This window comes from Streptomyces sp. NBC_00637, from assembly GCF_045161545.1.
Classification (GTDB): domain Bacteria; phylum Actinomycetota; class Actinomycetes; order Streptomycetales; family Streptomycetaceae; genus Streptomyces.
Map to the genome: position 1 here is coordinate 1,984,361 of NZ_CP109046.1, position 21,572 is coordinate 2,005,932.

The window sequence follows — 21,572 nt, forward strand, 5'->3', positions numbered from 1 at the left end:
ACGAGCACGTGCGGGTTGGTCGAACACGAGCGGGTTGGCTGATTCGGCACTCTGACAGCGCTTTCTCAACCGGTAAAGTCCGATTCCCGCCAACGATGAAGAAGTGGCGCTCAGTTGTGGGCTTTACCGGTTTAGGGAGTGCGCATGCTGGAGGCCTCACCGCTCGACGACGGATGGCAGCTGCGGCACGAGGGAAGGTCGCTCCCGGCCGTGGTGCCGGGCTGTGTGCACACCGATCTGCTCGCCGCCGGGGTGATCCCGGACCCGTTCCTCGGTCTCGGTGAGAAGGAGGTCGCGTGGGTCGGGCGGCGCGAGTGGACCTACGAGAGGGAACTGCCGGCCGTGCCGTCCGGGCACGAGCAGAGCGACCTGGTCTTCGACGGGCTCGACACGGTCGCGGAGATCACGCTGGACGGTCGGCTCCTCGGCCGGGTGCGGAACATGCACCGCTCGTACCGGTTCGACGTGACGGGGCTCCAGGGGTCGCTGGCCGTCCGGTTCGTGTCGGCCTACGCCGAGGCGGACGCCGTGCGCGGCACGGTCGGTGAGCGCCCGTCCGCCTACTCCGAGCCGTACCAGTACCTCCGCAAGATGGCGTGCTCGTTCGGCTGGGACTGGGGGCCCACCCTGGTGACGGCGGGGATCTGGCGGCCGGTGCGGGTGGAGCGCTGGTCGACGGCCCGGCTCGCGCGGGTGCGCCCCCTGGTGACCGTCGAGGAAGGTGTCGGGGTCGTCGAGCTGCGGGTGGACGTGGAACGGACCCGGGTGGAGGCCGGGCTCACGCTGGAGGCCCGGGTGGCGGGACGGTCGGTGCGCACCGAGGTGACGGGCACCAGCGGTGTCGTGCGGGTCGAGGTGCCGGACGCGGAGCTCTGGTGGCCGCGCGGCTACGGCGGACAGCCGTTGTACGAGGTCGAGCTGACGTTGCGTCACGGGAGTGCGCCGCTCGACGTCTGGCGGCGGCGCGTGGGGTTCCGCAGCGTCGGCCTGGACACCTCCGCGGACGCCCACGGAACCGGTTTCACCCTCGTCGTCAACGGGGAGCGGCTCTTCGCCAGGGGCGTGAACTGGATCCCGGACGACGTGTTTCCGTCCCGGGTGACCCGGGAGCGTTACCGCAAGCGGTTGCGACAGGCGGCGGACATCGGGGTCGACCTGGTCCGGGTCTGGGGCGGCGGCATCTACGAGAGCGAGGACTTCTACGACGCCTGCGACGAGCTGGGCCTGCTGGTGTGGCAGGACTTCCCGTTCGCGTGCGCGGCCTACCCCGAGGAGCAGCCGTTGCGGGGCGAGGTGGAGGCGGAGGCCCGCGAGAACGTCGTACGGCTGATGCCGCATCCGTCGCTCGTGTTGTGGAACGGCAACAACGAGAATCTGTGGGGGTTCAGGGACTGGGGGTGGGAGGAGCGGCTCGGCGGGGACTCCTGGGGCGAGGGGTACTACCTGGGCGTGCTTCCGCGTGTCGTGGCCGAGTCGGATCCGACTCGGCCGTACACGGCGGGGAGCCCCTGGTCGGGGTCGTGGGAGCACCATCCGAACGACCCCGCGCACGGGACGCACCATTCGTGGGAGGTGTGGAACCGGCACGACTACTCCGCGTACGAGAGTGAAGTACCGCGGTTCGTCGCCGAGTTCGGCTGGCAGGCGCCGCCCGCCCACGCGACGCTGCGGCGGGCGCTGCCGGGCGAGGAGCTGACGGCGGACTCCCCCGGCATGCTGCATCACCAGAAGGCCGAGGATGGCAACGGCAAGCTGGAGCGCGGTCTCGCCCGCCACTTCGCCGTGCCCGACGGTGATTTCGACCGTTGGCACTACCTCACGCAGGTCAACCAGGCGCGGGCCGTGGCGACCGGGATCGAGCACTGGCGGTCGCACTGGCCGGTCTGCGCGGGCACGATCGTCTGGCAGCTCAACGACTGCTGGCCGGTGACGTCCTGGGCGGCGATCGACGGGGACGGGCGGGAGAAACCGCTGTACCACGAGTTGCGGCGGCTCTACGCGGACCGGTTGCTCACCTTCCAAGCGCGGGACGGCGCACTGGTGTTGGCGGCCGTGAACCAGTCGGGTGAGCCGTGGGCGGGCACGTTGTCGTTGCGGCGGATGTCCGTGGAGGGGGAAGTGATCGGCGCGGCGAGATTGGAACTGGCAGTCGCGGCCCGGGTGGTGGACGAGGTGCGGGTGCCGGCCGAACTCGAGCCGACCGGGCCGAAGGAGTTCCTGGTGGCCGACGCGCGGGGGTCCACCCGGCCGGACGAGGCCGGGAGCGGGGAAGGGCTGCGTGCCGTGCGTTTCCCGGCACCCGACCGCGACATCCCGTACCCGCGGCCGCGGTTCGAGGTGACCGTGGAGCCGGGGAGCGTCACGGTCACGGCCCTCACCCTCGTACGGGATCTGCTCCTCCAGGCCGACCGGCTGGATCCGGGGGCGCGCGCCGACCGGGGGCTCGTGACCCTGCTGCCCGGGGAACGGGTGACCATCGGGGTCGAGGGCTGGGAGACTCCGGATGCCGCCGCCGCCCGGGCCGCGCTGTACTGCCAGGAGCCCGCTCGATGACAGCGTCCCCGTCACCCCGCGTCACCATCAAGGACGTGGCGGCGCGGGCCGGCGTGTCCAAGGGCGCCGTGTCGCTCGCCTTCAACCGCAAGCCGGGGTTGTCGGAGTCAACACGGGACCGGATCTTCGCGGCGGCGCGGGAGCTGGGCTGGGAACCGAACCTCACGGCACGCTCGCTGTCGAGTTCGCGCGTGGACGTGGTGGGGCTCGCGATCTGCCGGCCGGCGCGGATGCTGGGCCTGGAACCGTTCTACATGGAGTTCGTCTCCGGGGTGGAGAGCGTCCTGACCGAGCACTCCTGTTCGTTGCTGCTGCGGCTGGTGCGCACCGTCGAGGAGGAGGCCGGTCTGCTGGAGTCGTGGTGGCGGGGGCGGCAGATCGGCGGCTCGATCCTGGTCGACTTCCGGGCCGACGATCCCCGGGTGGCGGCGGCCGAGAAGCTGGGGATGCCCGTGGTCGCGGTGGGGCACCCCGCGTTGACCGGGAGCCTGACGTCCGTGTGGACCGACGACGCGACGGCGGTGACGGAGGCGGTGCGCTATCTCGCGGCGCTGGGGCACCGGCGGATCGCCCGGGTGGGAGGCGCGGCCGCGCTCGGGCACACGGTGATGCGGACCGCCGCCTTCGACGCTGCGGCGCGGACTCTGGGGCTGGCCGGGGCGTGGCAGGTCGCCACGGACTACTCGGGGGAGGCGGGGGCGCGGGCGACCCGCTCGATGCTGACCGCCGCTCCGGCGGACCGGCCGACGGCAATCGTTTACGACAACGACATCATGGCGGTGGCCGGACTGGCCGTGGCGGCCGAGATGGGGCTCGGGGTGCCGGGTGACGTGTCCCTGCTCGCCTGGGACGACTCCCAGCTGTGCCGGCTCACCCATCCGACGCTCTCCGCGATGAGCCATGACGTGCACGGATTCGGCGCGGAGGCGGCGCGGACGCTGTTCGGTGTGATCACCGGGTCGGGTCCGGGATCGCACCCGGTGCCGACGCCCGTACTGACTCCACGGGGCTCGACGGCTCCGCCGCGGGGGTGAGCGCGAGGGTGACCTCGCCCCCCTTCCGGGTGTGACGTTCACCGCTTGGCCCTCCGGGACTGGGCAGCTACGTTACCCACAAGTAGCATGGGTCCTGAGCGCGCGCTCAGCGCTTGCGTGTCGCAGCAGTGCCATCCCGCACCTGGAGGAGAGTCATCGTGCCTCGTACCGTCAGGGACGTCGTCTTCGTCGACGGCGTCCGTACCCCGTTCGGCAAGGCGGGCCCGAAGGGCATCTACCACGAGACGCGCGCCGACGACCTCGTCGTGAAGGCGATCCGGGAGCTGCTGCGCCGCAACCCCGGTCTCGACCCCAAGAAGATCGACGAGGTCGCCATCGCCGCGACCACGCAGATCGGTGACCAGGGCCTGACCCTCGGCCGCACGGCCGGCATCCTGGCCGGTCTGCCGACCTCCGTGCCCGGCTACTCCATCGACCGCATGTGCGCGGGCGCCCTGACGGCCGTCACCGCGGTCGCCGGCTCCGTCGCCTTCGGCGCCTACGACGTCGCCATCGCCGGCGGTGTCGAGCACATGGGCCGCCACCCGATGGGCGAGGGCGTGGACCCCAACCCGCGCTTCGTCAGCGAGAAGCTGGTCGACGAGTCCGCCCTGTTCATGGGCATGACCGCCGAGAACCTGCACGACCGTTACCCGCAGATCACCAAGCAGCGCGCCGACGAGTACGCCGTGCGCTCGCAGGAGAAGGCCGCCAAGGCCTACGCGAACGGCAAGATCCAGGCCGACCTGGTGCCGGTCTCGGTCCGCCGCACCAACCCGGACGCCGGGGAGACGGGCTGGGGCCTGGTCACCGCCGACGAGCCGATGCGCCCGGGAACGACGCTGGAAAACCTTTCCGGCCTCAAGACCCCGTTCCGTGTGCACGGCCGGGTAACGGCCGGTAACGCGGCCGGTCTGAACGACGGCGCGACCGCTTCCCTCATCGCGTCCGAGGACTTCGCCCGCGAGAACGACCTGCCGGTGAAGATGCGCCTCGTCGCGTACTCCTTCGCGGGTGTCGAGCCGGAGGTCATGGGCTACGGCCCGATCCCGGCCACCGAGAAGGCACTGGCCCAGGCCGGTCTGTCCATCTCCGACATCGGCCTCTTCGAGATCAACGAGGCCTTCGCCGTCCAGGTCCTGGCCTTCCTCGACCACTACGGCATCGCGGACGACGACGAGCGCGTCAACCAGTACGGCGGGGCGATCGCCTTCGGTCACCCGCTGGCCTCCTCCGGCGTCCGCCTGATGACGCAGCTGGCCCGCCAGTTCGAGGAACAGCCGAACGTCCGCTACGGCCTGACCACCATGTGCGTCGGCTTCGGCATGGGCGCCACGGTCATCTGGGAGAACCCGCACTTCGAGGCCGCCGGAGGCGACAAGTGAGCACCACCGAACTGCTGAAGGGCGCGGCCGAGCTGTTCCCCGACGAGGTCGTCACCCAGGCGCACGTCCGTCACCTGGACCTGCCGTTCGGCGCGGGGCGCTTCGCCCTGATCACGCTGGACAACGGTTTCGACCACACCAAGCCGACCACCTTCGGCCCCCAGTCCCTCGCGAACCTCGACGCCGCGATCGACCAGGTCGAGAAGGAGGCCGCGGCCGGCGAGATCGTCGGTATCGGCGTCACCGGCAAGCCGTTCATCTTCGCCGTCGGCGCGGACCTCAAGGGCGTCGAGCTCCTCAAGGAGCACAAGGACGCGCTCGCCATCGGCAAGGGCGGTCACGAGGTCTTCAAGCGCCTGTCGAACCTCGCGGTCCCGACCTTCGCGTACTACAACGGCGCGGCGATGGGCGGCGGCGTCGAGGTCGGTCTGCACTGCAGGTACCGCACCGTGTCCGCGGCGCTGCCGGCCTTCTCGCTGCCCGAGGTCTTCCTCGGTCTGGTCCCCGGCTGGGGCGGCTGCACGCTGCTGCCGAACCTGATCGGCGCCGACAAGGCCGTCTCGGTGATCATCGAGAACTCGCTGAACCAGAACAAGCAGCTCAAGGGCGCCCAGGTCTACGAGCTGGGCATCGCCGACGCCCTGTTCGAGGGTGCGGACTTCCTGGAGCAGTCGCTGCTGTGGACGGCGTCCGTCCTCAAGGGCGAGATCGTCGTCGACCGCCCGGTGATCGACCGCGGTGAGGCCTGGGACCAGGCCGTCGCCCGTGGCCGGTTCGTGGCCGACAGCAAGGTGCACGGCGCGGCCCCGGCCGCCTACCGCGCCCTCGACATCATCGCCGCCGCCAAGAACGGCGACCTCCAGCAGGGCTACGACGCCGAGGACGTGGCGCTCGCCGACCTGATCATGGGTGGCGAACTGCGCTCCGGCATCTACGCGTTCAACCTGGTGCAGAAGCGCGGCAAGCGCCCGGCCGGCGCCCCGGACAAGTCCCTGGCGCGTCCGGTCACCAAGGTCGGCGTCGTGGGCGCGGGCCTGATGGCCTCGCAGCTCGCGCTGCTGTTCCTGCGCCGCCTCGAGGTGCCGGTCGTGCTGACCGACATCGACCAGGAGCGCGTCGACAAGGGTGTGGGCTACGTCCACGCCGAGATCGAGAAGCTGCTCGGCAAGGGCCGCATCAACCAGGACAAGGCCAACCGCCTCAAGGCGCTGGTGTCCGGTGTGCTGGACAAGGCCGAGGGCTTCGCCGACGCGGACTTCGTCATCGAGGCCGTGTTCGAGGAGATCGGCGTCAAGCAGCAGGTGTTCGCGGAGGTCGAGGCGGTCGCCCCGGCGCACGCGATCTTCGCCACGAACACCTCCTCGCTGTCGGTCTCCGAGATGGCGTCGAAGCTGAAGAACCCCGAGCGGGTCGTGGGCTTCCACTTCTTCAACCCGGTCGCGATCCTGCCGCTCCTCGAGATCGTCCGCGGCGAGCAGACCGACGACGCCTCGCTGGCCACGGCCTTCGCCGTCGCCAAGAAGCTGAAGAAGACCGCGGTTCTGGTGAAGGACGCCCCGGCGTTCGTCGTGAACCGCATTCTCACCCGTTTCATGGGCGAGGTGCAGAACGTCATCGACGAGGGCACCCCGGTCGCGGTGGCGGAAAAGGCGGTGGAACCGCTCGGCCTGCCGATGTCCCCGCTGGTGCTCCTCGAGCTGGTGGGTCCGGCGATCGGTCTGCACGTCTCGGAAACGCTCAACCGGGCGTTCCCGGACCGTTTCACGGTCTCTCCGAACCTCGCGGCCGTCGTCAAGGCCGGCAAGCGCGGCTTCTACGTCTACGACAGCGGCAAGCCCGAGCTGGACCCCGAGGTCTCCGCGCTCCTGAAGCAGGGCGACACCGTCCTCGACGAGGAGCAGGTGCGGGCGCGCGTCCTGGACGCGGTGGCGCAGGAGATCGGGCTCATGCTCGACGAGGGTGTCGTCGCCGAGGCGCAGGACATCGACCTCTGCCTGATCACGGGCGCCGGCTGGCCCTTCCACCTGGGCGGCATCACGCCGTACCTGGACCGCGAAGGTGTCTCCGAGCGCGTGAACGGCAAGAAGTTCCTGGCGCCGGGCGTGGCCTCGGTTCCGGCGTAACCGCTGTAGCAACGCGTCTTCGGACGTGAAGAGGGCCTCCGCCACCGGCGGGGGCCCTCTTTCCCGTGTTCCCGTGTTCCCGTGCTTCCGTCGTCCTGCCGGCCTCGGCGCGCCGCGCCGCGCCGTCAGTTCGGGGTGCCCGGCCTCCGGCGCGGTGATCCTGGTGGGCGTACCGCCGGCCGCGTCGGACGGTTCCTCCGCGTCACACCGTCCGCCAGGCCATCAGGGCCAGGCCGGGCTCGTCCTTGCGGCGCGTGAGCTGGAGCATGCCGGTCGCCGGGGACAGGGCGGCCGCGACCACCCGGTCCTCGTGGTCCTTGGCGAGCGCCACCACGGCGTCGGCGGGCAGCTGGGGGCCCGACTCGGCCCACCAGGCGCCGGCCGACTCCCGTTCGGTCGGATACGCCGCGAAGGCGACCCGCCCGCTCGCGGAGCGCTGGGCGAGCAACGTGCAGTCGTGACCGTCGAGTTCCGTGCGGATCGCGGCGACCGGACCGGGGCCGGCGGCGGCGAGTACGGAGACGGGCTCGGTGCCGGGACGCCACGCGCAGACGTCACCGGAGTCGTCGGTGTAGAAGAGGGTGGTGTGCTCCGGGGAGGTGGCCAGCGCCCGCAGGGTGCGGCTCCTGACCGATGTCCTGAGGGGCTCCTGGAGCACCGGCTGGGTGCCCGGCGCCTCCTGGCGCCAGTGCAGGATCCCACCGGAGACGGCGGCGTACGCGTGGACGGTGCCGGACTCCCCCGTCACCGCGATCGGCGGCCCCTCGATGCCCTGCCCCTTGAGGTCGCGCCACGGGTCCCAGCCCCCCTTCTCCTTCTGGGCGACCATGCACAGTCCCGTGCCGATGTTGCGGGCGAAGACGTGCGCGCGCCCCTGGGCGTCCACCGCGACGGCGGGCGTGCCGGTGCGGTCGCCCTTCTTGTTGGGATGGCCGATGGGCGTCCAGTCCAGGGCGGAGAGGTGCGGGCGGAAGTGCGCGGAGTGCACCAGGCCCGCCTCCCCCTTCACCGTGGGCCGCCAGGAGGTCAGGTGGGCGTAGCCGTCGGCGCCCTGGCCGATGGCCGCGGCGGGGTACACCTTCTGGTCGCCGCCCACCCTGCGTGGGGCCTCCCAGGGCCCGCCCGGGGTACGTTCCGCCCGGCACAGGACGGCGTCGTCCGACGTCAGATAGACGCCGAGCCGTCCGTCGCGGCCGCGTATGAGCCAGTCGCCGTTCACCCGATCACTTTATGACGGGCCCCTCACGGTGCCTGCGCGAGGGTCCGCCCATGGGAGCGGTCGTGCGAACCTGGGCCGATGGACGACAATGCCGCGCTGCTCGTGATCGTCGACGCAGCGAACGTGGTCGGGTCGGTGCCCGACGGGTGGTGGCGGGACCGGCGCGGGGCCGCGGAGCGCCTGCGTGACCGGTTGGCGGTGGACGGGCTGCGGGGCCACGAGGGGCCGCAGGAGATCGTCCTCGTCGTGGAGGGCGCGGCCCGCGGGGTGGAGTCGGTGCCCGGCGTGCGGGTGGAGGCGGCGCCCGGCAGCGGGGACGACCGTGTCGTCGAGCTGGTCGCCGGGTCCGCGCAGCGCTCCCGCCTGGTCGTCACGGCCGACCGCGAGCTGCGCCGCCGGGTGACGGAGCTGGGCGCGGACGTGACGGGCCCGCGCTCGGTACGGGACTGAGGAGTACGGACCTGAAGCGGTACGCGGTCGTAGAGGCACACGGCCCCGCGGTACGCGGCCGCCGGGGTGCGGGGCCGGGGCCCCGCGCGGCGGGGCGGGGCCGGGGCTCCGCCGGCGTCACACGGTGTCGTCGCGCCCCGGCCCGGAGGCCGCGCCGGCGGCCGTCCGCTCCTGCTGCCCCAGACGGCTGTGCGAGCGGCCGTAGAGGAAGTACACGACGAAGCCGATGACCATCCAGATACCGAACCGCAGCCAGGTCTCGGCGGGCAGGTTGAGCATCAGCCACAGCGAGGCGCACACCGACACGATCGGCAGGAACGGCACCCACGGGGTCCGGAAGGACCGGGGCAGGTCGGGGCGGGACTTGCGCAGCAGGATCACGCCGATGGCGACGACCACGAAGGCGAAGAGGGTGCCGATGTTCACCAGCTCGGCGAGTTCGCTGAGGCTGGTGAAGCCGGCCAGGATCGCGATGAGGACGCCGAGCAGGATGGTCGGCCGGTGCGGGGTCTTGAACCGCGGGTGGACGTGCGAGAAGAAGCGGGGCAGCAGTCCGTCGCGGCTCATCGCGAAGAAGACGCGGGTCTGGCCGAGCAGCAGGATCATGCAGACGGTGGTCAGGCCGACGGCGGCGCCGAAGCTGATGAAGCCTGCGAACCAGGGGTGCCCGGTGGCCTTGAAGGCGTCGGCGAGCGGGGCGCTGACGGACAGCTTGGTGTAGTGCTGCATCCCGGTGACGACGATCGACACGGCGACGTACAGAACCGTGCAGATGATGAGCGAGCCGATGATGCCGCGGGGCATGTCGCGCTGCGGGTGCTTGGTCTCCTCGGCGGCCGTGGCGACCACGTCGAAGCCGATGAACGCGAAGAAGACGACGGAGGCGGCGGTGAAGATGCCCATCACGCCGAAGTTCGAGGGCGCCCAGCCGAAGATCAGCTGGATCATCGGCGACTGGAGACCGTTGCCCGCCTCGACGGCCTGCGCCTTCGGGATGAACGGGTCGTAGTTCTCGCCGTGGATGAAGAAGGCACCGGCGATGATCACGGTCAGGACGACGGTCACCTTGATGGCGACCACGACCGAGGTGACCCGCGCGGAGAGCTTCGTGCCGACCACGAGAATGGCCGTCAGCACCAGCACGAGAGCGGCGGCCAGGATGTCGAAGCCGAAACCGTCGGCTCCCTCTCTGCCGCTGAGCGCCGCCGGCAGGTGCCAGCCCGCGTTGTCGAGCAGCGAGGCGATGTACCCGGACCAGCCGACGGCCACCACCGCCGTGCCGAGCGCGAACTCCAGGACCAGGTCCCAGCCGATGATCCAGGCGGGAAGCTCGCCGAGGGAGGCGTACGAGAAGGTGTACGCCGACCCCGCCACCGGGACGGTCGAGGCGAACTCCGCGTAGCAGAGCGCGGCGAGGGCACAGACGACCCCGGCCACCACGAAGGCCAGGGCGACGGCCGGACCGGCGTTGTTCTTGGCCACCGTGCCGGTCAGGACGAAGATGCCGGTGCCGATGATGACGCCGACGCCGAAGACGGTGAGGTCCAGCGCGGACAGGGATTTCTTGAGCGCGTGCTCGGGTTCCTCGGTATCGAGGATGGACTGCTCGACCTTCTTCGTCCGGAAGAGGGTGCTGCTCACGGGGACCTCCCACGCTGTGTCGTCCTCGACATGATCGAGAGGGGGCGTAGACCGTATGCCCCGGCGCGGGCGGGTTAACGCGAATGGGCCGGTTCAACCACTCTTCACAGTGGTCGAACCGGCCCATTCGGGCGTGTCGGCTTGCCCGGTACGGCGTCAGTCCCGGGCGGACTCCACGGAGTCGACCTCGGCGGCCGTGCTGCCGTACCTGCCGTCGAGCCGGGAGACCAGGCCGGTGACCTGGCGGGCGATGTCGGGAGCGGTGAGCCCGATCTCGGCCATGACCTCGGCGCGGGAGGCGTGGTCGAGGAAGCGGGGCGGGATGCCGAAGTCGCGCAGCGGCACGTCGACACCCGCGTCGCGCAGTGCCTGGGCGACCGCCGAGCCGACGCCTCCGACACGGGAGTTGTCCTCGACGGTCACGACCACGCGGTGCCGCTCGGCGAGCGGGGCCATGGCCTCGTCGACGGGTTTGACCCACCGGGGGTCGACGACCGTGGTGGTGATGCCCTGCCGGTCGAGGAGGGTCGCGATCTCCAGGCACATCGGGGCGAGGGCGCCCACCGAGACCAGCAGCACGTCCGGGGTGTCGGTGCCGCTCTCGCGCAGCACGTCCATGCCGCCGACGCGTCCCACGGCGGGTACGGCGGGGCCGACGGCGCCCTTGGAGAATCGGACGACGGTCGGCGCGTCCTCGACCTCGACGGCCTCGCGCAGCTGGGCGCGGACCTGGTCGGCGTCGCGCGGGGCGGCGAGCCTGAGGCCCGGGACGACCTGGAGGATCGACATGTCCCACATGCCGTTGTGGGAGGCGCCGTCGGTGCCGGTGACACCCGCCCGGTCCAGTACGAACGTCACACCGCACTTGTGGAGGGCGACATCCATCAGGACCTGGTCGAAGGCACGATTGAGGAAGGTGGCGTACACCGCGAACACCGGATGCACCCCGCCCGCCGCCAGGCCCGCGGCGGAGACGGCGGCGTGCTGCTCGGCGATGCCCACGTCGTAGATGCGGTTCGGGAAGGCGTCCGCGAACTTCTTCAGACCGACCGGCTGCAGCATCGCCGCCGTGATCGCGACGATGTCCTCGCGCTCCTTGCCGAGCCGGACCATCTCGTCGCCGAAGACGGAGGTCCAGTCGGCTCCCGACGCCTTGATCGGCAGACCGGTGTCGGGGTGGATGGGGCCGATGCCGTGGAAGCGGTCGGCCTCGTCCTGGAGGGCGGGCTGGTAGCCGCGGCCCTTCTCGGTGAGGCAGTGCACGATGACCGGGCCGCCGAAGCGCTTGGCGCGGGCCAGCGCGGACTCCAGGGCCTCGATGTCGTGGCCGTCGATCGGGCCGACGTACTTCAGGCCGAGGTCCTCGAACATGCCCTGGGGGGCGATGAAGTCCTTCAGGCCCTTCTTGGCGCCGTGCAGGGTCTCGTAGAGGGGTCTGCCGACGACGGGGGTGCGCTCCAGCACCTCCTTCGTGCGGGCGAGGAAACGCTCGTAGCCGTCCGTGGTACGCAGGGTGGCGAGGTGGTTGGCCAGGCCGCCGATGGTCGGCGCGTAGGAACGCTCGTTGTCGTTGACGACGATCACCAGCGGGCGGTCCCCGTCGGCGATGTTGTTCAGCGCCTCCCAGGCCATGCCGCCGGTGAGCGCGCCGTCTCCGATGACGGCGACGACGTGGTCGTCGCGGTCCAGGATCTGGTTGGCCTTCGCGAGGCCGTCGGCCCAGCCGAGCACCGTGGAGGCGTGGCTGTTCTCGATGACGTCGTGCTCGGACTCGGCCTGCGAGGGGTAGCCGGACAGGCCGCCCTTCATCTTCAGCCGGGAGAAGTCCTGCCGGCCGGTGAGCAGCTTGTGCACGTAGGACTGGTGGCCGGTGTCCCACAGCACCTTGTCCTTCGGGGACTCGAAGACCCGGTGCAGGGCGATGGTGAGCTCGACCACGCCGAGGTTGGGGCCGAGGTGGCCACCGGTCTTGGAGACGGCGTCGACGAGGAAGGTCCGGATCTCCTCTGCCAGCTGGTCCAGCTCCTCCAGGCTGAGCCGGTCCAGATCACGCGGTCCCCTGATGCGGGTCAGCAGCGGCACCCGTGCCTCCTTGCAGTAAAAGCTGATCGAGCTGTTGCCGGGCTTGTCGAGTCTAATGTTCCGCCCGGGCGGACGGACTCCGGCCCATGGGTCATAGGTCACGCGAACGGCCGTACCCAGAATGAGCCTTTCCTATGACACGACTGTGCCCGGCATCGGTACGGATGCCGGGCACAGCGAGGTCACCGGGAGCGTCAGCCGCGACCGGCGGCCTTCTGGCTCTTGCGGGAGATGGAGTCGATGACGACCGCGCCCAGCAGAACACCACCGGTGATCATGTACTGGATCGAGGTGTTCATGTTCAGCAGGTCGAGGCCGGTCTGGATGGACTGGATGACCAGCATGCCCAGGAGCGCGGACCACACGGTGCCGCGGCCGCCGAAGAGGCTCGTACCACCGATGACGGCCGCCGCGATGGCGAGCATCAGGGTGTTGCCGCCGCCGGCGTTCAGCGTCGCGGACGCCGTCTGACCCGCGAAGAACATGCCGCCGACCGCCGCGAAGCCACCGGAGATGGCGAACACGGTGATGCGGACCATCGGCACGTTGATACCGGCACGGCGCGCCGCCTCGATACCGCCACCGACCGCGAAGACCTTACGGCCGTACGTGGTGCGACGGAGCACGAAGTCGACGATCACCAGCGCCGCCAGGAAGATCACCAACGCGTTGGAGACACCGGACGCGTTGTTCAGCACGCTCGCCGCGAGGAAGGACGCGACGGCCAGCGCGCCGACGCGCAGCAGGATCTCGGTGGTCGGCCGGAACGGCACACCGGCGGCCCGGCGGCGACGCTGCTCGCCGAAGTTGCCGACGGCGGTCAGCACGACGGCGAGACCGGCCAGCAGGTAGGCGCCGATGATCGCCTGGTCCATGAAGAAGGAGTTCTGGCCGAGCAGGTGCACCGGGCCGGAGTCCGACGGGATGTTGATCGTGCCGCTGGAGCCCAGCAGCCACAGCATCAGACCGTTCCAGCCGAGGAAGCCGGCCAGGGTGACCACGAAGGCCGGTACGCCGATCTTCGCGAAGAACCAGCCCTGCAGTGCGCCGATGACCGCACCGGTGAGGACCGTCAGGACCAGCGACAGCCACGGGTTCATGGTGTGGTCCACCACGAACACGGCGAACAGTGTCGACGCCAGGCCGCTGACGGAACCGACCGACAGGTCGATCTCACCGAGCAGCAGGACGAACACCAGGCCGATGGCCAGCATGCCGGTGGCCGACATGAAGTAGCTGATGTTCGAGAGGTTGTCGGCGCTCAGGAACAGGTCGTTCTTCACCTGGAAGATCGTCCAGATGACGATCAGACCGATGACGACGGGGATCTGGCCCAGCTCGCCACCCTTCACCTTGCGCTTGAACTCGGTGAGGTAGCCCTTGAAGCCCTCTTCACGCACCAGCAGGCGCGGGTCGACGACGGAGACCGGCGCGGCGGTCGGGTCGTCGGCGGGCGCGACGGTGGTCTGGTCCTCGATGACGCCCCCGGTCTTCTCGACCTTCCCGGGCTCCGAGGAGTCGCTCTTCACGGTCTTGGACGTGTCGCTCACTTTGCCGCCTCCGCGGTGCGACGCCCCGCACGACGGGTCACGGCGTTGTCCGTGGCCCCGGTGATCGCGGCGATGATCTCTTCATGGCTGGTGTCCTTCACGGGGAAGGAGCCGTTGTTCTTGCCCAGACGCAGGACGGCCACGGTGTCCGCGACCGCCTTGACGTCGGCCATGTTGTGGCTGATGAGGATGACGCCGAGGTTGCGCTCGCGCAGCCGCTCGACCAGGTCGAGGACCTGCGCCGTCTGCTCGACACCGAGAGCCGCGGTGGGCTCGTCGAGGATGACGACCTTCGGCTCGCCGATCAGGGCGCGCGCGATGGCGACGACCTGGCGCTGACCTCCGGAGAGGCTCGCGATCGGGATCCGGACGCTCGGGATGCGGATGGAGAGCGTGGAGAGCAGCTCCCGGGCGTTCTTCTCCATCGTCACCTCGTCGATGACGCCGCGGTGCAGCAGCTCACGTCCGAGGTAGAGGTTGCCGACGACGTCGAGGTTGTCGCACAGGGCGAGGTCCTGGTAGACGGTCGCGACGCCGAGTCCCTGGGCGTCGTGCGGCCGGTTGATGTTGACCGGGCTTCCCTCCCACTCGATGACGCCCTCATCGATGGGGTGGACACCCGCGATCGTCTTGACCAGGGTGGACTTTCCTGCGCCGTTGTCGCCCACCAGGGCGACCACTTCTCCGGCGTGGACCTCCAGCTCGACGTCGGTGAGTGCCTGCACAGCACCGAATCGCTTGGAGACTCCGCGCAACGCCAGCACGGGCGTAGCGGACACGTGAACCATCTCCTTCGCCGCCTGACCGGCGGGGATGCCGCGCTCAAAGACAGGCGCGGAGGGATGTGCGCGACACGCGGGGTACGCGGTGCCGACGCACGAGGTTTACAAGATGAACATGCGTGAATCCGCTGCACTTGGCAACGGTTCCGTCCGACGCCCGCCCCGGCAGCGGGGTGTGAGGTGGGGCGGGCATCGGACAGGTCTCACGGGACCGCTTCGCGGTCGGTGGGACCCGAGGGCCGGCTCGAGCAACGACTCGAGAGGGGCCCTCGGGACCGGGTGCCTTGCGGCGGCCGGGCCGGTTACTGGAGACCGGCGGCCTTGCAGGCGGCGGCGTACTCGGCGGTGCAGATGTCCGCGACGGTGTACAGACCGTCCTTGATCACCGTGTCCTTGATGTTGGCCTTGGTGACCGACACCGGGGTCAGCAGCTGCGAGGGGACCTTGTCACCGGAGCCGCTGGTCAGCGTCTGGGTGGCCGCGGCCTTGATGTCCTTGCCCTCGAGCAGGTCGACGGCGAGCTGGGCGGCCGCCTCGGCCTCGGGCTTGAAGGCCTTGTAGACGGTCGAGGACTGGGTGCCGGCGACGATGCGCTGGATACCCGCGAGCTCGGCGTCCTGACCGGTCAGCGGGATGCCGCTGATCTTCGCACCCTTGAGGGTGTTGGCGATGCCACCGGCCATGCCGTCGTTGGCGGAGTAGACGCCCGCGATGTTCTTGGCACCGAGCTGGGTGATGGCCGCGGACATCTTCTGCGCGGCGACCGTGTCCTTCCACAGGCCGGACTGCTCGTAGGCGATGTCGACCTTGCCGTCGAGCGCCTTGTGCGCGCCTTCCTTGAACTGACCGGCGTTCGGGTCGGCGTCGTCACCGTTGATCATGACGATCTTCGACTTGGTGGTCGCCTTGGCGCCGAGGGAGTCGAGCAGGGCCTGGCCCTGGAGCTCGCCGACCTTGACGTTGTCGAAGGAGACGTAGGCCGAGACGGGGCCCTGAGCGAGGCGGTCGTACGCGACGACCTTGACACCCTTGTCCACCGCGGACTGGATCGAGGACTTGATCGCGGCGGAGTCCTGGGCGGAGATCACGATGACCTTGACACCCTTGGTCACCATGCTGCTGACCTGCTGGGCCTGCTTGGCCGAGTCGGCCGCGGCGTTCGCGTACTCGAGCTTGCAGTCCGAGCAGAGCGCCTTGACCTTGGCGTCGAAGTACGGCTTGTCGAACTTCTCGTACCGCGCGGTGACGCTGTCGGGGAGCAGCAGGCCGATGGACTTGTCGCCCGAGCTGCTGCTGCCGGAGTCGCTGTCCTTGTCGTCGCCGGCCTTGCCGCACGCGGCAATCGACAGCGCCATGGACACGGCGGTGGCGCCGATCACGACTCTACGCATCGTTGCGTTCATTTGTGGTGTGCCTCCCTGACAGGGCCGCAACGCTGCGGCCGAGGTGGCTCGAAGTCAACTCGGCCGCAAGTTCGACGTCAAGAAGTAAATACTTAACGAGATTGCAACGGCGTCATTCGTTCTCTAAGTGAAGGCAGGTGTCGCTGCGGTCAGCGTGCCGTCCAAAAGGGTCGAATCGCCCATCTCGCCGAGAGCGAGAGCGAGCGCTCCGAGCACCTCCGCACGGCCCCCAAGTGCCCCCGGAAGAACGGTGAGTTGACGCGCCGCACTCGGGATCGCATAGCGGCCGACGGACTCCCTGATCGGACCGAGCACCAGCTCACCGGCCTCGGCGAGATCACCGCCCAGCACCACCCGGCTCGGATTCAGCAGATTGCAGAGATTGGCGACTCCACTGCCGATGTGTCGGCCGACGTCGGCGATCACCCGACGGCAGCCCGGATCACCGTCCCTCGCCAGCCGCACGACGCCTTCCATCGTCAGATCCGTGCCGTGGCTGGACTGGAGGAGCGGCAGCACATAGCGCGCCGCCGCGAAGGTCTCCAGGCAGCCCCGATTTCCGCAGCGGCAGACGGGGCCGGATTCGTCAAGTGTAATATGCCCGATTTCTCCCGCGGTGCCACCGGGGCCGCGGTAGATCTTCCCCTCGATCACCAGACCGGCGCCGACACCGCTCGCGACCTTGATGTACGCGAGGTCACGCACGCCTCTGCCACTGCCCCAGACCATCTCGCCGAGGGCGCCGAGGTTGGCGTCGTTGTCCACGTGCACGGGCACGCCGAGCCGGCCTCTCATCTCCTCGGCGGGCCTGGTGCCGATCCAGCCGGGCAGGATGGCGGACGAACCGAGCGTCCCGGACTCCAGATCGATCGGCCCGGGCACGCCGAGACCCACTCCCGCGACCTTCGCACGGTCCACCCCGGTGGCCTCGATCAGCCGTGTGACCAGCTGTTCCGCCCGGTCGAAGCCCTGTGTCGAGGAGGCGTCCACGTCCAGTGGCTCGGACTCCTCGGCAAGGACCTGATGGGCCAGATTGCCCACCGCGACCCGTAGATGGGTATGTCCGAAATCAACCCCGATGACGATGCCCGCGTCGCCGCTCAGACTGACGCTGCGCGCCCTTCGCCCGCCGGCCGAGGTGGGCGTCACCTCGACGGTCCCGCCGTCCTTCAGCTCACGCACGATGTTGGACACGGTGGCGGCGGACAGGCCCGTGGTCCGGGCGATCTCCGCCTGTGTCAGGGACCCGGCCAGACGCACGGCGCGTACGACTCGCTCCAGGTTGGCTCGGTGCAGCGACGACTGCGACCCCGGAGTCTCCACGACGACCTCCTGCGCGCGGGACCGCTTCAATGAGGCCCCGTCTATGTCCAACTAGTGAACTCTAAGCTGAGCCGTTCGGGTCGCCTCCCGTCAAGAGGTTGAACAGTATCCGCCTGCGTGCGAAGAGACACGGAGGGTGGCCGAGCCGGGGTCGCGGGGCGTGCCGGAGTGGCTGCGGGGCGTTGCGGCCGGGGCGGGGGCAGGGGCGGAAACAGGTGATGAAGAGGCGCGGGGTGGGGTGCGTGCACGCCGTGGACGCGGTGCGGCTCACAAGGGGCCGGTGCGAGCGGGCCAGGAAATGAAGGCGAAGGCGGTTTCGCCCGACTCTTCCGGTCGGGCCCCACGCCGCGGCCATGGCCACAGTCGGCGGTCGCAGTCCTCGCGATACGGCCGGACGGGCGACGGTGGGCCATGGCGGTGGCGTGAGTGGCCCTGCCGGTGGCGGTGGCGCTGCCGGTGGCCGTGGCGGTGCCGGCCGCCGCTGGCGGTCAAGTCGGCGTGGCCGGACCTTCGAAGCGGGCGCCCGCGCCGGCCCGAGGGCGTTTCGACGCGGGCGCCGGCGGTACTCCCGGCGCGCTGCTACTTCAGCGCCCCCGCGGTTAGCCCCTGCACCACCTGCCGCTGGAAGACGATGTACGCGGCGAGCACCGGCAGCATCGCCATCACGAGCCCCGCGAAGAGTCCCGACCAGTCACCCTTGTAGCCCTGGCTGACGGCCAGTTGGACCAGTCCCTGGGTGAGCACGCGCTTGTCGGGGTCGGTGTTCAGGACCGTGGGCAGCATGTACTGGTTCCACTGGCCCAGGAAGTTGAAGATGCCGACGCTGATCAGGCCCGGCTTGGCCATGGGCACCATGATCTGGAAGAACGTACGGCTGTGCGAGGCGCCGTCCACGAAGGCCGCCTCCGCCACCGAGGTCGGCAGCGTGCGGAAGAAGGCCGTCAGGAAGAACACCGTGAACGGCAGCGAGTAGGCGATGTAGACGAGGATCAGGCCGTGCAGGGAGTTCAGCAGCCCCATGTTGTTCACGACGTAGAACAGCGGGACCAGCGCCAGCATGATCGGGAAGCTCATGCCGCCGATGAAGAGGTAGTAGATGAAGCGGTTGCCGGGGAAGTCGAAACGCGCGAGGACGTAGGCGGCCATCGAGCCCAGGACCAGCGTGCCGATGAGCGAACCGCCCACCACCAGGACGGTGTTGAGGAAGTAGTCGCTCATGTTGGCCTCGGTCCACGCCCGCGACCAGTTGTCGAAGTGCAGCTTGTCCGGCAGCGACCAGGGCGAGCCGAAGATGGAACCGTCGTCCTTGAAGGAGGTCATCACCGCCCACAGCAGCGGCAGTACGACCATGATCGCCCAGATGACCAGGATGCCGTGGGAGAAGGCGTTGAGAACGTTTCCTTCTGTTTTCTTCCCCTTGGGCGGTTTCCTGGTCGCCAGGTCGACCTTCGTGACGGGGACGGCCGAGCCGGACTCGGCGGGCAGGGGCGCGGGGCTTTCGGTCGTCTTCATCGTCAGTACTCCAGCCGCTCGCGCCGTCCCAGTCGCATCACGACCGCGGCGAAGGCCAGCGTCACGATGAGCAGGGCGACGCCGATGGTGGTGGCGTAGGCGGCCTGACCGTCACGGAAGGCCTTCTGGTACACGTACAGGACCATGACGGTGGTCGAGTAGTCGGGGCCGCCCGGCCCGGTCGTCATGATCTGCACGACCGCGAAGGACTCGGCGCCGAGCGCGAGGATCCCCATGTAGACCCAGCCCGACTGCACCGTGTCCCACAGCAGGGGCACGGTGATGCGGAAGAACGTCGCGGCCCGGCCCGCGCCGTCCAGCAGCGCGGCCTCGTACAGGTCCGCCGGGATGGAGGCCATGCCGGCGGAGAACAGGACCACGAAGAAACCGACCGTGGACCAGACGAGCACCGCCATCACGCACCACAGCGCGAGATCCGGGTCGCCGAGCCAGAGGGGCTGGAGACCGTCCAGCCCGATCCCCCGGAAGAAGGAGTTGATGGCGCCGCTGTCCGGGTTGTAGGCGAAGGCGAACAGCAGCGACACGATGGCGATCGACAGCACCTGCGGGAAGAAGTACACGATCTTGTAGAAGGAGGATCCCCGGACCCCGGAAATCACCGGGCCGCCCTTCCTCCGCCGCCCGCCGACATTGATCATGAAGGCGAAGAACAGCGCCAGACCGATCGTCACCAGCGGCAGCAGGACCGCGGACATCAAGCTGTGCTGCAAGGACTTCCAGAAGATCTCGTCGTCCAGCATCCTCCGGTAATTGTCCAGGCCGACCATCTCGAATTCGGGGCTCAGGCCGGTCCAGTCCGTGAACGAGTAGTAGATGGACTGGATGAACGGCCACACCACGAAGAGCGCGTACAGTCCCAGGGGGAGCGCCAGGAACCCCACGATGAACCGGTACTTGCCGTGCTGCATCGCCACTCCGGTGCCTTTATGGATACTTCGCCGTGATGCTCACCGTCACTGGTGCTTGTAATGCTTGATCGTCGTGTCCTTCGCGGCCTCGTCGGCGTAGCCCTGGATTTTCTTGATCGCCTCGGCCGGGGTGAGTCGGCCGGCCATCATCTCGCCGAGACCGGACACCCCGATCTTCTCCTTCTGCAGCTGGACATACCAGTCCTGAAGTCGCGGATTCACCACGTTCTCGCCGGCCTTGTCCAGCGCGGCCACGCCCGACTTGAGGCCCGGGGTGAGGGTGATGCCGTCGGTGCCGCCGTTGTACGCGGTCAGCGACTTGACCTTGGAGGTGAAGTTCTTGGAGGACGCCTCGCTGAGCATGATGCGCAGTTGCTCCATGCCGCCCGCCGTGTTCTTCGCCTTGGCCGGCACGACGAACGGCTCGCCGCCGGACGCCCAGATGGTGCCGAAGGGCATCTTGTCGGAGGAGTCGATGCCGGTGGGCGCGGAGACGGCCAGGTCGAAGTCGGCGGGGATGACGTTCGCCGACTCGTTCTCCACCCAGGAGCCGTTGGGGATGAACAGTGCCTTGCCCTTGGCCCAGGCGGTCTGCGACTGGATGTGGTCGAGGCCCGGGGTGCCCTGGAGGACGTAACCCTTCTTGTAGAGCTCGTAGTAGGCGTCGAAGCAAGCCTTTACCGCCGGGTGTTTCCAGGCGTTCGGCTCCAGGTTGTCGATGGCGTCCAGGACCTCCCGGCCGCCGACCTTGCCGATCATCGGGTAGAGCGAGAAGGGGAGGTAATACGGGTACTTGCCCGCGTATGTCCAGCCCGCGATGCCCTTCTTCTTGGCCTTCGCGCACACCGCAAGCATCTCGTCCCAGGTCTCGGGATAGGTGGCGTCGAGCGAGTCCAGGGCCTTCTGCGAGTACCAGACGCCGTAGACGGTGTACGCGTAGTACATGATCCAGACCGGGTCGCCGTCGAACTGGCCCATCTCGACGATGCCGGGGCGCAGGGTGTCGCGCACCTTCTTGTTCGGGTCGTCGTACGACGCGGCGTCCAGCAGCGGAGTGAGGTCGGCAAGCTGTTTCTTGCCGACCAGGACACCCATGTCCATCTGCTCGGCGCCGGAGTTGTCGATGAGGTCGGGCGGGGTGCCCTGGTTGAAACGGGGCTGGAGGGTCGACTGGATCTTCTGGGTGGCGGAGAACTTGACCTTCGCGCTCGGGAAGTTCTGCTCGTAGATCTTCACCGCGTCCTCGGCGTACTCCTTGCCGAAACCGCCGTCGAACAGGACGAATTCCATTTGAGCGGTCTCGTTGACCGCGAGCGGATTCTTCGCGGTCTTCTTTCCGGCCTTGGCCTTGTCCTCGTCGCCCCCGCCACTGCTGGCGCAGGCGGACAGAAAGCTCATCGTGGGGACGGAGATCAGGCCGAGCGCCGCGGATCTCTTGATCAGATCTCGACGGCCGACACCTGCGGAGCCGTTCTTCTCGGAGCCGATGTTCTCGGAGTGGGATCCCATGCTCAAGTCCTCGCCTTCTCCAGGACTCAGGCGGTGCACCGGATCCTTCCCGGCACCGCGGTCAGGTCAAGCAGGGT

The 21,572-nt window shown here is 69.2% G+C and carries 15 protein-coding genes; 5 read left to right on the forward strand and 10 right to left on the reverse strand.

Annotated features, from left to right (window positions below):
• The first annotated feature begins 144 nt into the window (after positions 1-144).
• The 4 genes from OG440_RS08470 to OG440_RS08485 all read left to right on the forward strand — a co-directional run bounded on the left by OG440_RS08470 (position 145) and on the right by OG440_RS08485 (position 7,095).
• Positions 145-2,553, forward strand: coding sequence for a glycoside hydrolase family 2 protein (locus OG440_RS08470; protein WP_406006224.1), 2,409 nt, complete (start codon positions 145-147; stop codon positions 2,551-2,553).
• Positions 2,550-3,587, forward strand: a complete 1,038-nt coding sequence (locus tag OG440_RS08475) for a LacI family DNA-binding transcriptional regulator (protein WP_406006225.1) — start codon at positions 2,550-2,552, stop codon at positions 3,585-3,587. The genes OG440_RS08470 and OG440_RS08475 overlap by 4 nt, the downstream gene beginning before the upstream one ends.
• Positions 3,588-3,745: 158 nt before the next feature.
• On the forward strand, positions 3,746-4,972 hold the full coding sequence (locus OG440_RS08480) for a thiolase family protein (RefSeq protein ID WP_406006226.1): 1,227 nt from the start codon (positions 3,746-3,748) through the stop codon (positions 4,970-4,972).
• Entirely contained in the window at positions 4,969-7,095 is a 2,127-nt protein-coding gene (locus OG440_RS08485) for a 3-hydroxyacyl-CoA dehydrogenase NAD-binding domain-containing protein (protein WP_406006227.1), read from the forward strand. Before OG440_RS08480 ends, OG440_RS08485 begins: the two co-directional genes overlap by 4 nt.
• A 202-nt stretch (positions 7,096-7,297) precedes the next feature.
• On the opposite strand, the gene OG440_RS08490 is transcribed toward OG440_RS08485, so the two are convergent.
• Positions 7,298-8,314, reverse strand: a complete 1,017-nt coding sequence (locus tag OG440_RS08490) for a hypothetical protein (protein WP_406006228.1) — start codon at positions 8,312-8,314, stop codon at positions 7,298-7,300.
• Between the two features lie 78 nt (positions 8,315-8,392).
• Here OG440_RS08490 and OG440_RS08495 point away from each other — a divergent pair, with 78 nt between their 5' ends.
• Complete coding sequence (locus OG440_RS08495; protein WP_406006229.1) at positions 8,393-8,764, forward strand: NTP pyrophosphohydrolase; 372 nt, start codon at positions 8,393-8,395, stop codon at positions 8,762-8,764.
• Between the two features lie 117 nt (positions 8,765-8,881).
• On the opposite strand, the gene OG440_RS08500 is transcribed toward OG440_RS08495, so the two are convergent.
• From OG440_RS08500 to ngcE, 9 genes are all read right to left on the reverse strand, one after another.
• Positions 8,882-10,405 carry an amino acid permease gene (locus OG440_RS08500; RefSeq protein ID WP_406006230.1) on the reverse strand — a complete coding sequence of 508 codons (1,524 nt, stop codon included), beginning with the start codon at positions 10,403-10,405 and terminating at the stop codon, positions 8,882-8,884.
• Positions 10,406-10,561: 156 nt separating this feature from the next.
• Positions 10,562-12,487 (reverse strand): 1-deoxy-D-xylulose-5-phosphate synthase, encoded by a 1,926-nt coding sequence (dxs, locus tag OG440_RS08505; protein ID WP_406006231.1) that lies wholly within the window; start codon positions 12,485-12,487, stop codon positions 10,562-10,564.
• Positions 12,488-12,681: 194 nt separating this feature from the next.
• The gene (locus OG440_RS08510; RefSeq protein WP_406006232.1) at positions 12,682-14,037 is read right to left on the reverse strand and encodes a sugar ABC transporter permease; all 1,356 of its coding nucleotides are present in this window, start codon (positions 14,035-14,037) and stop codon (positions 12,682-12,684) included.
• Complete coding sequence (locus OG440_RS08515; RefSeq protein WP_406006233.1) at positions 14,034-14,825, reverse strand: ATP-binding cassette domain-containing protein; 792 nt, start codon at positions 14,823-14,825, stop codon at positions 14,034-14,036. The genes OG440_RS08510 and OG440_RS08515 overlap by 4 nt, the downstream gene beginning before the upstream one ends.
• Positions 14,826-15,121: 296 nt before the next feature.
• Positions 15,122-16,222, reverse strand: a complete 1,101-nt coding sequence (locus tag OG440_RS08520) for a sugar ABC transporter substrate-binding protein (protein WP_406006234.1) — start codon at positions 16,220-16,222, stop codon at positions 15,122-15,124.
• Between the two features lie 123 nt (positions 16,223-16,345).
• Positions 16,346-17,545 (reverse strand): ROK family transcriptional regulator, encoded by a 1,200-nt coding sequence (locus tag OG440_RS08525; RefSeq protein WP_406006235.1) that lies wholly within the window; start codon positions 17,543-17,545, stop codon positions 16,346-16,348.
• A gap of 579 nt (positions 17,546-18,124) precedes the next feature.
• On the reverse strand, positions 18,125-19,057 hold the full coding sequence (locus tag OG440_RS08530) for a carbohydrate ABC transporter permease (protein WP_406006236.1): 933 nt from the start codon (positions 19,055-19,057) through the stop codon (positions 18,125-18,127).
• Between the two features lie 2 nt (positions 19,058-19,059).
• Positions 19,060-19,986 (reverse strand): carbohydrate ABC transporter permease, encoded by a 927-nt coding sequence (locus OG440_RS08535; protein WP_406006237.1) that lies wholly within the window; start codon positions 19,984-19,986, stop codon positions 19,060-19,062.
• Positions 19,987-20,031: 45 nt separating this feature from the next.
• The gene (ngcE, locus tag OG440_RS08540; protein ID WP_406006238.1) at positions 20,032-21,495 is read right to left on the reverse strand and encodes an N-acetylglucosamine/diacetylchitobiose ABC transporter substrate-binding protein; all 1,464 of its coding nucleotides are present in this window, start codon (positions 21,493-21,495) and stop codon (positions 20,032-20,034) included.
• Positions 21,496-21,572 lie beyond the last annotated feature (77 nt).